Raw genomic sequence first — 14,433 nt, 5'->3', positions numbered from 1 at the left:
AAGCTAGCCAAAGGATGGCGGCGCGGCGCCCTGATCGTGCCCCAACAGCGACCGCGACGCCCGCGCTCACACCGAGCCGGTCATGCCGCCGTCGACATAGATGATCTGGCCCGTCATGAAGCTCGATGCGTCGGAAGCCAGGAAGATCGCGGCGCCGCCCAGTTCGTCGACTTCGCCCCACCTTGCCAGCGGTGTGCGCCCGACCAGCCAGCGCGAAAACTCGGCGTCTTGCACCAGCGCCTCGTTCAGTTCTGTCCGGAAGTAGCCTGGGCCGATACCATTGACTCTGATGCCGTGTGGGCCAAGCTCGGTGGCAAGCCCCTTGGTCAGCATTTTCATCGCACCCTTCGATGCCGTGTATGGCACGATCGAGGAACGCCCCAGTTCGCTTTGCACCGAACATATGTTGATTATGGATCCGGTCTTGCGGGCCATCATCGAGCGGACCACCGGCCGGGTGACATAGAATGCACTGTAAAGGTTTGTCCGCATCAATCTGTCGAACATGTCGAGCGGGAAATCGGCGAATGGCGCGCGGTGCTGCATGCCGGCATTGTTGACGAGAATATCGATCGGGCCGCGCTCTGCTTCCAGCCTGCCGATTTCACGCTCGACGTCTTCAGCCACGGTCACGTCGAAGGTGGAGCCGATCGCCTGGATACCGGATTCGGCCAACGATCCGAGTGCCTTTTGAACGTGGTCTTCGTCCCGCCCATTGATGATCACCGTCGCGCCGGCGCTCGCCAGCGCCTTCGCCATGGCAAAGCCGATTCCGCGGCTCGATCCGGAGATGAAAGCGGTTTTGCCGGCGAGGCCGAACAGGTCCGATAGGTCGGTCAATGTTTGTTTCCCAGAGATGCGGCCAGATGCAGGCGATCGAGGCCCTGCCGTACATCGTAAGCGCGAACGACCGCTGTCAGCAATGGCGAGATTGCCGGCGATAAACGCTTATCCCCGCCAGACGCCTTCCCGGCGCAGATCGTCCATCGTGCGCGAAAGGCCTTCGCGCAGGATCGACACCATGTCGTCGATCTGCTCGCGCGTGATGATCAATGGCGGCGACATCACGCACATGTTAATCAGCGGCCGGACCAACAGGCCGAGCTCGTGGCAATGCGCGTCGATGCGTTTGCCGACATCCTTGTCGAGCTGCAGTGGATCCTTGCTGTCGCGGTCGGCGACGCATTCGACGCAGCCCATCAGCCCCATGCCGCGCACCTCACCGACCAGCGGCAATTCCTCCAGCGTCTTCAGTTGCGCCTGGAAGTAGGGCGCGACCTCGCGCGTATGGGCCAGCACGCTTTCGTCCAGAATATCGAGGTTCTTCAGCGCCACCGCGCAGCCGACCGGATGGCTGGTGTAGGTCAGGCCATGGCCGAACATGGCGTCCGGATGGTTCGAGCGGCGCAGCTCCTCCAGCAGCCGTTCCGAAAGGATGACGCCGCCGAGCGGGAAATAGCCTGAGGTCACCCCTTTCGCAAAGGTGATCATGTCGGGCTCGATGCCGAACACCTCGCCGGAGGCAAAGACATGGCCAAGCCGGCCGAAGGCGGTCACCACCTCGTCGGAAACATAGAGGATGTCGTTGTCGCGGCAGATCTGCCGGATGCGCTGGAGATAGCCTTCGGGCGGCACGATGACCCCGCCTGATGCCTGCACCGGCTCGCCGACGAAAGCACCGATCCTGTCGGCGCCGACGCGGGCGACTGTGTCGCGGAATTCGGCGACCAGAGCATCGGTGAAAGCGGCAACGCTCATGCCCTTCGGACGGCGGAACGGATCGGGTGAGGACAATTTGACGACCAGCTCGTCTGCGCCATCCATCCAGTCACGGTCGCGCGGACGCCCGTTAAGCGAGGCCGACAGATAGGTCGAGCCGTGATACGCGCCGCCCCGGCTCAGGATCAGCTTCTTTTCCGGGCGGCCGCGCACATTGTTGTAAAATTGCATAAAGCGCAGCGCCGTCTCGACCGCCGAGGAGCCGCCCGTGGTGAAGAAAACATGGCTGAGATCGCCCGGCGCGTGGCCGGCGATTCGCATGGCCAGTTCCGCCGACGGCGCATTCATCGTGTACCACGGCGTGTTGTAGGACAGCGCCATCGCCTGGTCGTACATTACCTTGGCGAGCTCTTCGCGACGGTGGCCGACATTGATGCACCACATGCCCGCCGGTCCGTCGATCAGCCGCTTGCCGGTGGCATCGGTGATGTAGATGCCCTCGCCCGCGCCGATCAGGACGCGTGCCTCCGCGCCGACCGAGCCGGCGAACGGCCAGGGCTGGACAAGATGGCGCTTGGCCAGTTCGACGGCATCCTGAGCGCCGGCTCCAGCCATTTCGGTCGAAGTGATGTCTCTTGCCGCCGCCATCTTCGCCTCGCATTGTATGCCGCAATTTCACCGGACACGAAGCTGGTTCACGCTCCAGGAAAGCTCGGTTTTCTTCGTTCATTTTGAATGGCCGTTCAATCAATATTGCAGAAATAGCGCTTGATTTCAATCCGCCGATGCGCGCATGATGAAAGAAAGCCGGCAAGCTCGGAGCACGATTGCGCCCTGGGCATAAAGTGGGAACAGATAGCCGGTTCCAGCAATGGGATGCCGCATGGCAGGACAGTCCGCGCCAGCAACCGAAATCACGCCGGAGACCCTGCCCGAGGGCCTGCAATGATGGTGGCCGCGGAAGGGTCGCCCGCTTTCGGCATGACGCGGGCGAGGCGAAACGCCCTTCTGCAATCAGAACCCGTTCAGGGTCTTGCCCTGATCAGCCCGACCTTCGTCTATGCGCTGATACTTCTGGTGCTGCCGATCCTGGCGGTCATCGCGCACTCCTTCTGGACGCAGAATTACCTCACTGTCGACCATACCTTCACGCTTGAAAACTACCGCCTCGCGCTGACCGAGCCGATCTATCGCGACCTGCTGTGGCGCTCGCTCTACATCTCGCTGACGGTGAGCTTCTTCACGGTCGTGCTCGCCTATCCGATCGCCTATTTCATCTCGTTCCACGGCGGCCGCCACAAGAGCCTGTGGCTGTTCCTGATCACCATCCCGTTCTGGACCAGCTATTTGCTGCGGGTAATGTCGTGGAAGGTCATCCTCGGCTATAATGGCGTGCTCAATTCCGGCCTGATGGGCCTTGGCATCATCGACGAGCCGTCGACCGCGCTACTTTACAATTCGACTGCCGTCATCATCACGCTGACCCACGCCTGGGCAGCCTTCGCCATCCTGCCGATCTTCGTCTCGCTGGAAAAAATCGACCGCACGCTGGTCGAGGCGGCCACGGACCTCGGCGATGGCCCTGTCCGTTCCTTCCTGCGCGTGACGCTGCCGCTTTCGGCGCCCGGCATCATTTCGGCAGCGCTGATCGTCATGATCCCGACGGTCGGCGATTACGTCACGCCGAAGCTTGTCGGCGGCAAAGACGGCGTCATGATCGCCAATGCCATCCAGGCGCAATTCGGCAAGGCCTCCAATTGGCCGCTGGGTGCTGCACTCTCCGTCACCACGATGCTGGTTGTGACGCTGATCGCAGGCGCCACGGTTCTGATCATCCGTGCCGCCCAGCGGCTGGCACGATGAGGCTGGCGCGATGAGGCCGGCGCGATGACGGCGATGCGCCGCTTGCTGCCGGGCCGATTGCTGCCGGCCTATGCGTTCCTCTACGTCGTGTTTCTCTATCTGCCGGTTATCTTCCTGCCGATCTTCTCCATCAACACCGCCGCGACGCCGAAATTCCCGCTCTCCGGCTTCACCTTGAAATGGTACCACGACCTGCCGCGCACGCCGGCGCTGCTCGACGCCACCTGGAACAGCCTGGTCGTCGGGGTATCGGCTTCCATCCTGTCGACCGTTCTTGGCATCCTCGCCGCGCGCTCGATCACCCGCTACCGCTATCCCGGCCGCCGCGCCATCAACGGCCTGATCATGGCGCCGCTGGTACTGCCCGAAATCATCGTTGCCATCTCCTTGCTACTGGTGATCCTGCAACTCGGTTTGAGCCTGTCGCTGTTCACCGTCGTGCTTGGCCACGTCCTGGTCTGCGTTCCCTATTCGATGACGGTGCTGACCGCCGGCTTCGAGGGCTTCGACCGCAGCCTGGAGGAAGCCTCCGCCGATCTCGGCGAGAGCGCCTTCGGCACGTTTCGGCGGGTGACGCTGCCGATGGTGGCGCCGGCGATCATTTCAAGCCTGCTCGTCTGCCTCACCATTTCGCTCGATGAGTTCCTCATCGCCTTCTTCCTGACCGGCACCGAGGCTACACTGCCGATCTATATCTGGGGCCAGTTGCGTTTCGCCGCGAAACTGCCCGGCGTGCTGGCGCTGGGCACGCTGTTGCTGGTTGCCTCGTTTCTTTTGATGACCATCGCCGAAATCCTGCGCCGCCGCGCGGCCAGACGCACCCAGAACGAGGGAGGCCTCCATGCCTGAGCGGCCCCAAATCGAGCGCTCTATGATCGAGATCCGCAACGTCACGCGCAGCTATGGTTCGTTCAAGGCGCTGGACGACGCCTCGCTGACCATCAGGGAGGGCGAATTCTTTTCGCTGCTTGGCCCGTCCGGCTGCGGCAAGACCACGCTGTTGCGTATGATTGCCGGTTTCGACAACCCGACCAGCGGCTCGATCTCCGTCGATGGCCAACCGATGGAAGGCATCCCCGCCAACCGCCGGCCGACCAACATGGTGTTCCAGAGCTACGCCATCTTCCCGCACCTCAATGTCGAGCAGAACGTCGCCTATGGCTTGAAGCGGCTGAAGCTGGCCGGCACGGAGGAAAGGCGCCGCGTCGAGGAAGCCCTCGCCCAGGTGTCGCTGACCGGCCTCGGCAAGCGGCTCGCCACCGAGCTTTCCGGCGGCCAGCGCCAGCGCGTGGCGCTGGCTCGCGCGCTGGTGATGCGCCCAAAAGTGCTTTTGCTCGACGAGCCGCTGTCGGCGCTGGACAAGAAGCTGCGCGAGCAGATGCAGGTCGAACTGCGCCGCCTGCAGCAGGCGGTCGGCATCACCTTTGTCCTGGTAACCCACGACCAATATGAGGCACTGGCGATGTCGGATCGCATCGCAGTGATGTTCGGCGGCATGATTGCGCAGGTCGCATCACCGAAGGAGATCTACCAGCGGCCGGTCAATCGCCAGGTGGCCGACTTCCTCGGCGGCATGAATTTCGTCAAAGCGGAGATCGTCGAGGAGAACGGCGCCTCGCTGGTGCTCGACACGCTGGGCTTCGGCCGCGTCAAGACCGACAAGCCGAAAGCTTTTGTGCGCAATGGCACCGCCGCGACGCTTGGCATCCGGCCCGAGCGCCTGCGCGTTCTGTGGGACGATGCGACGGCAAAATTCGAGGTCGCCGGCAAGGTGGTCGAGCGCCATTATTTTGGCGAGATCACCCATTTGATCGTCGAGATACCAGGGCTGGAAAAGCCGTTGTCGGTGACCGAGACCAACGACTTCGGCGCCGACGACATTCCGGTCGGCACCACGATCCGCCTCGCCTACGACCCAGAGGCCTTGGTGGCGATGGCAGATTGACGCTATCTCACCTCCAATTCGGCGGACAGATAGTCACTTAATCGATTGTCGCCTGCCTTCTTTGAATCCTCCAGCAGCATTTTAAGATCATCAATGTCGACCAATCCATGGTTCTGCAAATAGACGACTGTAAGCTCCGGGTCGAACCCGCACTTGAGATTACCCAATTGGCTAAGCACGTGATAATGCGCACGGTCGCCGGACTTCCAAACAGCAAATGAGTTGATCGGCCAGCCGCCCTGAAGGTCAGCTTTAAGTGAGCTTGCCGAGTATTCGCAGACCTTCTTTAAGGTATTGTCGAGTTCACCAATCTCGATTGGGTGGGGCGCCGAATAATAGCCAGCCGCAAATCCTGTAACTGCCATGACCGCACCGGTGAGTACGATCTTCGAGACCGTTTTCATACCGCTCAGATCTCCTCGATCAACCGCCGCGCCATTTTTCGCCCGGCGACGATTGCACCCTCGACATAGCCTGGGAATGACGGCGACAGCTCCGACGAGGCGAAATGGACCGGCGGCGCGCCGGCGCGGATGATGCGTTCGGCATTGGTTGCCGTCGCATCGACGATAAGGTCGCTGTAGCCGCCACCGCTCCAGCGATCGTCCGTCCAGTCACGGTAGCTGAGATCGGAGAAGCCGGCCGCCTCGGCGCCGAGCGCTTGCTCCAGTTTTGACGTCACCTTAGCGCGCAGTTCCGCCTCGCCCAGTTCGCGCCAGCGCCGGGCCAGCGGCCCGCCGATGAAGACGACAAGTGCTGGATGACCGTCGTCATTGCCGGCGTCGCAGGCAAAAAGCCCGTGCGGATCGCGCCACATCACCATGCCGCTCAAGCCCCTGTCGCGCCAGAAGGCCGTGGGATAACGCGCCAGCATCTTGATTACCGCGCCGCTTTGCCAGACGCCGAGCGCTGCTTCCAGCGCAGCCGGCAGCAGCGGTACGAAATCCAGTCTCGACGCCATCATCGGCGGGACTGCGACCAGCACCGCTCGCGCCTCGATTGAGCCTGCGGCCGAGACGACGCGAACCCCTTCCGCTCGACGCTCGATGGTCTTGACCGGCGTGTTCAGCCGCAGGCGACCACCGAGGTCGCGGGCCAGGTCGTCTGCCAGCGAATGCATGGTTTCGCGCACGAAATACTGCAGTTCCGACACCTCGTTGGTGATGCGGCGGTCGTTGTCGATCAGGTACCACAGCGGCAGCCTTTCCATTGCCAGGCACCAAAGGCCCTCGATCAGCGAATGAAAGACCGCCTTGGCTTCATCGGGATCATTCTGGCGATCGAGCCATGCCGCGACGGTCAAACCGGCAATGGCCGGATCGTCCGGTGCAATCGCGTTCATCCGCTCGCGTATTCGCATGGCGGTGCCATAAGTGCGCTCGGCTTGCGCCTCGCTCATCCGCGGCTGGGTGATGAATTCGCCGGCGAAATGCGTCCCGACCAGCGTCTTGCCGCGTGCCCGCACCAGCGCCATCAGTTCGGGCATGTCCTCGCACAGGAACTGGCCGCCGCTGTCGATGCGCTCGCCGAGCCCGTTCGGCATGGCTTCGACGCGTCCGCCGACGCGGTCGCGGGCTTCGAGCAGCACGAAATCGACGCCAGCGTTGTTCAGCTCATGCGCCGCCGACAGGCCGGTGAAGCCGGCGCCGACGACGACCACCTCGGCTCGTTCGATCTCGGACGTCAATAGCCGGCCTTGATCTTCTCGAATTCGGCGATCATCCGCTGCTTGAGCTCCGGCGCCACCGGCTGCTGGAACAGCGTCTTGTCGAGGAACTTGTCGAGATCGTCGAAGCCGCGCTCGGCCAGGATCTTGGGATCGATCGCCGCCATGGCAGCGGCGTTGCCATGGCCATAGCCGAACGTCTTGACCAGATAGTCGGATACAGCAGGCGCATTGACAGCGTTCAGGAAATCATAGGCCTGGTCGAGATCACCCGGTGCGTCCTTCATCAGCACATAGCCGCACACCCATGTCGACAGGCCTTCCTTGGTATCGCGGTTCATGGCGATCGGCACGCCTTGGCCCTTGAGGGTGACGAAAGTCTCGTTCCAGCCCCAGGCGAGATCGACCTCGTTGCCGGAGAAGGCCTGATTGATATCGGTGTCGTCGGTCCAGTAGAAGCGGATGTTCTTGTGCACGTCACGCAGAAATGCCGAGGCGCCCTTGAACTGCGCGTCGGTCATCTTGTTCCAGTCCTTGAGGCCGATGACCAGGCTGGCCAGCGCGTAGGCGTCGTCGACATTGTCGCCAATGGTAACGCGCCCCTTGAACTTCAGATCGGCAAAGATCCTGAGCGACTGCGCCTGATCCGGCGTCACATTGTCGGTGCGGTAAAGCAGGGCCGTATTGCCCCAGTCGAAAGGCATGAACCAGGCCTTGCCGTCAGCGGTGGTGGCGAGATCCTTCATCGCCATGATGCCGGGATTGAGATCCTTCCAGCCGGCGATACGGCTGGTGTCGAGCGGCTGCAGCATGCCGGCCTCGCGCCATTTCACCACGCTTTGCGAGCAGGGATGCGCAATGTCCGCCTTGAAGCCGGCCCGCATTTTCTGAAAGGCCTCTTCCTCGTCGCCGAAGAAGGCGAAGGTCGGCTCGGCGCCTTGTTCGGCGGTGTAGGCCGGATGCAGCAGCGGGTCCTCATAGCCCGACCAGTCGAACACGACGAGGTCGCCGCCGCCTGCCGCAAGTGCCGCGACTGTGCCTGCGCCGATTGCGCAGGCCGCGGCGATGGCCAGGCGGCGAAGCACGGAATTCATGGCGCAAAGCTCCTCATCGCGGGAAACACCGCGGCGACGTTAGGAGAATTCGGGAGCTTTGGCGAGCCCGTCCGCCCGCTATGTCCGTGGGCAGACGGGCCAGGCGAGGAGAGCTCAATAGCCGGCTTTGATCTTCTCGAACTCGGCGATCATCTTGAGCTTGAGATCGGATGGAACCGGCGACTGGAACAGCGTCTTGTCGACGAACTTCTGCACATCGTCATAGCCTTTCTCCTTTAGTCGACGCCGGCCATGCCATTGGCATTGGCCTGGCCGTAGCCCCAGTCCTTGACCAGGACCTTGGCGACTTCCGGATCGTTGACGGCGTTGAGATAATCATAGGCCTTGTCGGCATTGCCGGGCGCATCCTTGAACAGCACATAGCCGCAGACCCAGGTCGAAATGCCCTCGTCGGTGTCCTTCTTGGCCTTGATCGGCACGCCGGCGGCGACAGACTGCACCGTCGCGTCGTTCCAGGCCCATGCGAGATCGACCTCGCCGCCGCTCAACAGCTGCACGATATCGGTTGAGTCGGTCCAGTAGGAGCGGACGTTCTTGTGCACCTGGCGCAGGAAGCCTGATGCCTGTTTGAACTGGTCGTCCGTCATCTTGGTCCAGTCCTTCAGGCCGATGGCGAGACTGGCCAGCGCGTAGGCGTCGTCGACATTGTCACCGACGGAAACCCGGCCCTTGAACTTCGGATCGGCGAAGGCCTTCAACGACTGCACGTCCTTCGCATCGATCTTGTCGGAATTGTAGGTCAGCTGCGTGTTGCCCCAGTCCCAAGGCATGAACCAGGCCTTGCCGTCGGCGGTGGTGGCGAGATCCTTCATCGCCATTATGCCGGGATTGAGGTCTTTCCAGCCTGATATCTTCGAGGTGTCGAGCGGCTGCAGCAGGCCGGCCTCGCGCCATTTCACCACGCTTTGCGAGCAGGGATGGCCAAGATCGGCCTTGAAACCGGAGCGGACCTTTTCGAACGCCTCGTCCTCGTCGCCGAAGAAGGTGAAAGTCGGCGAATCGCCGTTCTTTTCGACATATTTCGGATGGAAGCCGGGCTCCTCGTAGCCAGACCAGTCGAACACGACGAGATCCCTGTCCGCAGCCAGCGCCGCCGCCGAAGCGGCGAGCGCTCCGGCCAATGCCAATGTCAGCGTCAATGTCAGCGTCGGGCGTCGCGTCATTGTCTTCATTGCTGTTCCATCCTCTTTTGATTGTTTCACGCCGGCTTGGCACCGCCGGCTGTCGGCCACGGATAATGCTTGGGAAATGCCGCGGACAGGAACGCGTTCGCGGCCTGCAGCGCAGTCTCGCGCGTGGTGTCTTCGGTGCCCATCATCAGCCGCAGCCACAGTCCCTCCAGCATGGCGCTGAGCGCCAGCGCCATCACCTGCGGCTCATAAGAATAGCCGCCGCTCTGCTTGAGCGTCGCGCAAAGGTCGATAAAGATGTTCTGATAGACGGCGTCGCGTGCGCTGCTCAGCGCCTGATAGGTCGGCCGCGATTTGGCTTCGCCCCAGAACGCACACCAGGCCGCCAGCTTGCGCTTGTTGCAGATCGAGCGGTCGAAATCGGCCGCGACCAATGCCTGCAACTGGCGGGCGGGATCATCGCCGGCCTTCTGCAAGGCGCTGCGCCAATGCGCCGAATACTCGTCATACATGTATTGCAAAGTCGCGACGAGCAGCTTCTCCTTGCTTTCGAAATGGAAATTGACGATGCCGCGCGACAGGCCGGCACCGTCGGCAACGTCGGCCATCGTCGTATCCGAATAGCCGCGCTTGGCCAGTGAATCGATCGTCGCTTCGATCAGTTGAAGCTGCCTGGTCTCTTTCGACGCCTTGCGGCCACGCTTTTCGGTGTCGCTCTTTCGCGTCGCCTCGAGGAGGGCTTCGCGCGCCTCTGTTGTCTTCATGGGATTGATGGTCTCCAGCATCGCCGGCTAGCCAACCGGCTTTCGGCCGCGAAGATGAGTGGGACGGTGCTCGCCTGTGTCAAGCACCTTCTGCATGGCTTCCCAGGTTCGTATATTCTTGTCGACATAGGCCGCGCCGACGGCAGCCGCGACCACCGGGTAGAGCGGCCCCTTCAAGCGGTTCAGTTCCTCCCCCGCGATCTCGCGATACCAGGGATTGCGGTCGCGCACGGTGATGTCGGCAAAGCCGGCCTGGCGCATCGCCTGCACATAGCGGGCCGGCGATGCCATGGCGAAGGACAGGCCTTCAGCGGCGACATAGGCCTTCATCTCGGGCGACGGCTCGCCATCATGCGAGATCATCCAGTTCGACGCGGCAAAGACGCCGCCAGGCTTCAGGACGCGGAATATCTCGGCGAACAATGCATCCTTGTCCGCCACGTGCAGCAGCGCGTCCTTGGAAAATACGACGTCGAAGGCACCGTCGGCAAAAGGCAGCGGTCCTGGCGCCGCCTGGATGAAATCGGCGCGACGCGCGAGCCCGCGCGCAGCGGCCCGCTTCCTGGCCGTCTCGATCACGGGCCGTTCGACGTCGAAGCCTGTGAGGTGGGCCGCGCGGTGACGCTCGATGAGATGCAGCGTGATGCCGCCGGAACCGCAGCCCATGTCGAGGACTGTCTTGCCCGCAAGCGACAGCCCTTCGACGACCCGGTCGACCTCTTCTGGCCCACCCGGCGACAAATAGCCGTCGCCCCACAGCGCCTCGAGGAAGCGGATGGCGGTGTCGTCATACTCCGGTTCGGCCTCTGCCGTTTCGATCATCAAACCCTGGTCCCAAGGCTATCCTCGAATGAGCCAAAGCCTAGCGCATAAACACGAAAACGCAACATCATTTGTTGAACATTCATTCAATATGGCTGGACAGGATGACCGTCTTCGTGCGAAATTCGGCTTATTGGGGGCGCATCACACGAAAAGAAGGTCGGGCACGATGAAGGCTGGGCCAAAGTGAAGAGCTGGGACGCGATCGTCATCGGCGGCGGGCATAACGGGCTGGTCAATGCCTGCTACCTGCAGCGTGCCGGGCTCGACGTGCTGGTCGTCGAGAAGAACGACTGGGTCGGTGGTGCCGCCACCAGCCGCGAGCTGACGCCCGGCTTCCTCTATTCCAACTGCTCCTATGTCTGCTCGCTGTTCCGCCCGGAGATCATGCGCGACCTCGAGCTGCCGCGCTTCGGCCTGCAGGTGATCTCCTATGAGGGCGGCGCGGTGTTCACCCGCGATGGCGACTATCTCGCCAACTACCGCGACCACGATGCCCACCGGCGCGAATTCGCGCGGTTCCCCAAACGCGATGCCGAGGCCTATGATCGTTATGCCCGCGACGTGACGCGGCAGTGCCGCTTCATCCAGCCGCTGCTGATGCGCACGGCGCCCGACCCGACCAGCCTGCGGCCGCGCGACCTTGGCGAACTGCTCTATCTCGGCAAGAAGTTCACGGGGCTCACTGCGGAGGAAATGGCGCTGACGCTGCGCTTCTGGACCATGTCGATCTCCGACTTTCTCGACGAATATTTCGAGACCGACGTGATCAGGCGAATTTCGCTTTGTCCGGCATCATCGGCACCGCGCTCGGGCCGATGTCGCCCGGCACCGCCTATGTCCTGCTGCATCATTATATGGGCGAGGTCGACGGCTCGGTCGGCGCCTGGGGCTATGCGCGCGGGCGGCATGGGCGCGGTCACCGAGGCGCTCGCCGCATCCTTCCAGGCTTCGGGCGGCACCATCCGTACCGGCGCCGAGGCCGACCATGTGCTGATCCGGCGCGGCAAGGCCAATGGCGTGGTGCTGGCCGGCGGCGAGGAAATATACGGCAAGCTCGTGGTTTCCAACGCCGACGTGAAGCGCACCTTCCTCAAGCTGGTCGAGGAAAAGGAATTGCCCGAGATTTTCCTGCGCCGGGTCAGGAATTTCAAGATCCGCGGCTCGTCAGGCAAGGTCAACATCGCGCTCGATTCACTGCCGGAATTCCCGGCGCTGCCGAAGGATTCGCCCGTCTATTGTGGCGACATGCATTTCACCGATTCGATCGAGCGCATGGAGCGTGCCTATGACGACTGGAAGGCCGGGCGCTGGTCGGCCGATCCTTTCCTCGACATGGTGATCCCGACGACGCTCGACCCGACCATGGCTCCACCCGGCAAGCATTTCATGAGCTGCTTCGTGCAATATGCGCCACCGAAGGTGGACGGCCGCGGCTGGACCGACGCCGACCGCGACGGCTTTGCCGAAAGCGTGATCGCGCAGATATCGGACTATTCGCCGGGCTTCCGCGACCGCATCGTCCACATGGAAGTGCGCACGCCGCGCGAGATCGAGGCCGAGGTCGGCCTCACCGAAGGCAATATCTTCCAGGGTGAATTGACCTTCGACCAGTTGTTGTTCAACCGCCCCGTGCCGGGCTACGCACAATACCGCTCGCCGGTCGATGGACTCTACATTTGCGGCTCCTCGACCCATCCCGGTGGCGGCGTCATGGGCGCGCCGGGCCGCAATGCCGCCGCCGAGATCCTGCGTGATCTCGCCAAGCCAAATCAGCATATGAGCCCGGCCCATGACGTCATCTGACAAATGGGATGTTGTCGTCATCGGCGGCGGCCATAATGGCCTCGTCGCCGCCGCCGTTCTGGCGAAGAGCGGCCGCAAGGTGCTGGTGCTGGAAGCCGCCGGCGAGGTCGGCGGCGCCGCGCGCACGGAGGAATTCGCGCCCGGATTTCGTGTTTCGTCGATCGCCCATCTGCTGAACCGGCTGCACCCCGATGTGGTGAAGGTATTGGAGCTGGAGAAGCACGGGCTGCAGGTCGCACGCGGCGACTTCGCGCCGTCGGTGGTGCTGGCGAAAAGCGGTCCGCCGCTTTTCCTGCATGGCGCCTATGGCGAGGTGCTGACCGGCACCAGTCCTGCCGAGCAGTCCGCCGGGAAGGAGTTGCGGGCACAGCTGCTGCGCTACGCCGGCATCCTGAAGCTGTTCTTGTCACGCCGGCCGCCCGATCTCGGCGCCATGTCGCTCGCCAACACGGCAGCGCTCGGCCAAACCGGACTGGCGCTGAAGAAGCTTGGCAAGGAGGACATGCGCGATTTCCTGCGCGTGCTGTTGATGAACGTTGCCGACCTGCTCGACGAGCAGCTTGCCGACGACCGGCTGAAGGGCCTGCTTGCCTTCGACGCTACGCTCGGCAGCCATCTTGGCCCGCGCTCGCCGACCTCGCTGCTCGGTCTCTATTACCGCCTGGCCGGCGAGACCGGCGGTTCCGCCGGCGCGCAGATGATGCCGAAGGGCGGCATGGGCGCCGTCATAGCCGCCATTCGCGCATCGGCGCAACAGGCCGGCGTGACCATCCGCACCGCGACGCCGGTGGCAAAGATTATCGTCGAGAAGTGCCGCGCCGTCGGCGTGCTGCTCGACAGCGGCGAGGAAATCCGCGCGACAACGGTCGTGTCCGCCATCAACCCGGCGACGACCATGGTCGACCTTGTCGGCCCGCGTGAAGTCGACACCGGCTTCGTTCGCAAGGTCGGCAATATCCGCATGAAGGGCGATGCTGCGAAGCTCAATCTGGCGCTCGACCAGCCACCGCAATTCGTCGGCGTCGATGCCGCCGGCCACCGTGGCCGTCTCGTCATCGCGCCCTCGACCGATCATGTCGAGCGCGCCTTCAACCCGTCGAAATATGGCGAATTCTCACCCGAACCGGTGATGGAGATCACGCTGCCCTCGCTGTCGGACGCCTCGCTCGCGCCCGAGGGGGCCTGCGTGCTGTCCGCGGTGGTGCAATACGCCCCCTATGCCTTGAAAGAGGGCTGGAGCGTCGGCAAGCCGAAATTCCTCAAAGTCTTAATGGCTGAACTCGAGGCTTATGCGCCGGGAATCGGCGGCAGCGTGCTCCATGCCGACCTGCTGACGCCGGCCGACATCGAGGCGCGCTACCGGATGCCGGGTGGGCACTGGCACCACGGCGAACTGCAGGCCGACCAGATGCTGATGTCACGGCCGATCTCCGGCTGGTCCGGCTACGACACGCCGGTGGACGGGCTGTTCCTTGCAGGCGCCGGCTCGCATCCGGGCGGCGGGGTCTCCGGCGTGCCGGGCCTGAATGCCGCAAGGCGCATCATTACGGTGAGGGGGTAGCTGTCATGGTGCAACGAGCCAAGACCGTGCTCCACGGCGAAA

At 63.0% G+C, this 14,433-nt stretch carries 12 protein-coding genes and 1 pseudogene; 5 read left to right on the top strand and 8 right to left on the bottom strand.

What is annotated here, in order from left to right; genetic code table 11:
- Positions 1–66: 66 nt before the first annotated feature.
- Together NKI22_RS02945 and NKI22_RS02940 are read right to left on the bottom strand one after the other, a co-directional pair.
- Positions 67–840: a glucose 1-dehydrogenase gene (locus tag NKI22_RS02945; protein ID WP_031194526.1), complete on the bottom strand. Its 774-nt coding sequence runs from the start codon at positions 838–840 to the stop codon at positions 67–69.
- Between the two features lie 108 nt (positions 841–948).
- Positions 949–2,367: an aminotransferase gene (locus NKI22_RS02940; RefSeq protein ID WP_352817735.1), complete on the bottom strand. Its 1,419-nt coding sequence runs from the start codon at positions 2,365–2,367 to the stop codon at positions 949–951.
- A 297-nt stretch (positions 2,368–2,664) separates the two neighbouring features.
- On the opposite strand from NKI22_RS02940, the gene NKI22_RS02935 reads away from it, so the two are divergent.
- From NKI22_RS02935 to NKI22_RS02925, 3 genes are read left to right on the top strand one after another with little or no spacing between them, the layout of a single operon-like run.
- Positions 2,665–3,582: an ABC transporter permease gene (locus tag NKI22_RS02935; protein ID WP_352817737.1), complete on the top strand. Its 918-nt coding sequence runs from the start codon at positions 2,665–2,667 to the stop codon at positions 3,580–3,582.
- A gap of 24 nt (positions 3,583–3,606) precedes the next feature.
- Entirely contained in the window at positions 3,607–4,431 is an 825-nt protein-coding gene (locus NKI22_RS02930; protein ID WP_352817739.1) for an ABC transporter permease, read from the top strand.
- 22 nt (positions 4,432–4,453) lie between these two features.
- Complete coding sequence (locus NKI22_RS02925; RefSeq protein ID WP_352817780.1) at positions 4,454–5,527, top strand: ABC transporter ATP-binding protein; 1,074 nt, start codon at positions 4,454–4,456, stop codon at positions 5,525–5,527.
- 2 nt (positions 5,528–5,529) lie between these two features.
- On the opposite strand, the gene NKI22_RS02920 is transcribed toward NKI22_RS02925, so the two are convergent.
- The 6 genes and pseudogenes from NKI22_RS02920 to NKI22_RS02895 form a co-directional block, all read right to left on the bottom strand.
- Positions 5,530–5,931 carry a hypothetical protein gene (locus NKI22_RS02920; RefSeq protein ID WP_352480839.1) on the bottom strand — a complete coding sequence of 134 codons (402 nt, stop codon included), beginning with the start codon at positions 5,929–5,931 and terminating at the stop codon, positions 5,530–5,532.
- Between the two features lie 5 nt (positions 5,932–5,936).
- The gene (locus NKI22_RS02915; protein ID WP_352480840.1) at positions 5,937–7,214 is read right to left on the bottom strand and encodes a flavin monoamine oxidase family protein; all 1,278 of its coding nucleotides are present in this window, start codon (positions 7,212–7,214) and stop codon (positions 5,937–5,939) included.
- The gene (locus NKI22_RS02910; RefSeq protein WP_352817745.1) at positions 7,211–8,287 is read right to left on the bottom strand and encodes an extracellular solute-binding protein; all 1,077 of its coding nucleotides are present in this window, start codon (positions 8,285–8,287) and stop codon (positions 7,211–7,213) included. Before NKI22_RS02910 ends, NKI22_RS02915 begins: the two co-directional genes overlap by 4 nt.
- Before the next feature lie 114 nt (positions 8,288–8,401).
- Positions 8,402–9,480: pseudogene (locus tag NKI22_RS02905) on the bottom strand (ABC transporter substrate-binding protein).
- 26 nt (positions 9,481–9,506) lie between these two features.
- The gene (gene betI, locus NKI22_RS02900) at positions 9,507–10,223 is read right to left on the bottom strand and encodes a transcriptional regulator BetI (RefSeq protein ID WP_031194530.1); all 717 of its coding nucleotides are present in this window, start codon (positions 10,221–10,223) and stop codon (positions 9,507–9,509) included.
- A gap of 6 nt (positions 10,224–10,229) precedes the next feature.
- Positions 10,230–11,024 carry a methyltransferase domain-containing protein gene (locus NKI22_RS02895; RefSeq protein ID WP_023720903.1) on the bottom strand — a complete coding sequence of 265 codons (795 nt, stop codon included), beginning with the start codon at positions 11,022–11,024 and terminating at the stop codon, positions 10,230–10,232.
- 186 nt (positions 11,025–11,210) lie between these two features.
- On the opposite strand from NKI22_RS02895, the gene NKI22_RS02890 reads away from it, so the two are divergent.
- Both NKI22_RS02890 and NKI22_RS02885 read left to right on the top strand, forming a co-directional pair.
- Positions 11,211–12,830: a phytoene desaturase family protein gene (locus NKI22_RS02890; protein WP_352958192.1), complete on the top strand. Its 1,620-nt coding sequence runs from the start codon at positions 11,211–11,213 to the stop codon at positions 12,828–12,830.
- Positions 12,817–14,391 (top strand): phytoene desaturase family protein, encoded by a 1,575-nt coding sequence (locus NKI22_RS02885; RefSeq protein ID WP_352958190.1) that lies wholly within the window; start codon positions 12,817–12,819, stop codon positions 14,389–14,391. The genes NKI22_RS02890 and NKI22_RS02885 overlap by 14 nt, the downstream gene beginning before the upstream one ends.
- The last annotated feature ends 42 nt before the right edge of the window (positions 14,392–14,433 follow it).

It is taken from the genome of Mesorhizobium sp. M0778, from assembly GCF_040320105.1.
Taxonomy (GTDB): Bacteria; Pseudomonadota; Alphaproteobacteria; order Rhizobiales; family Rhizobiaceae; genus Mesorhizobium.
This window is presented reverse-complemented; position numbering and strand designations above follow the sequence as displayed.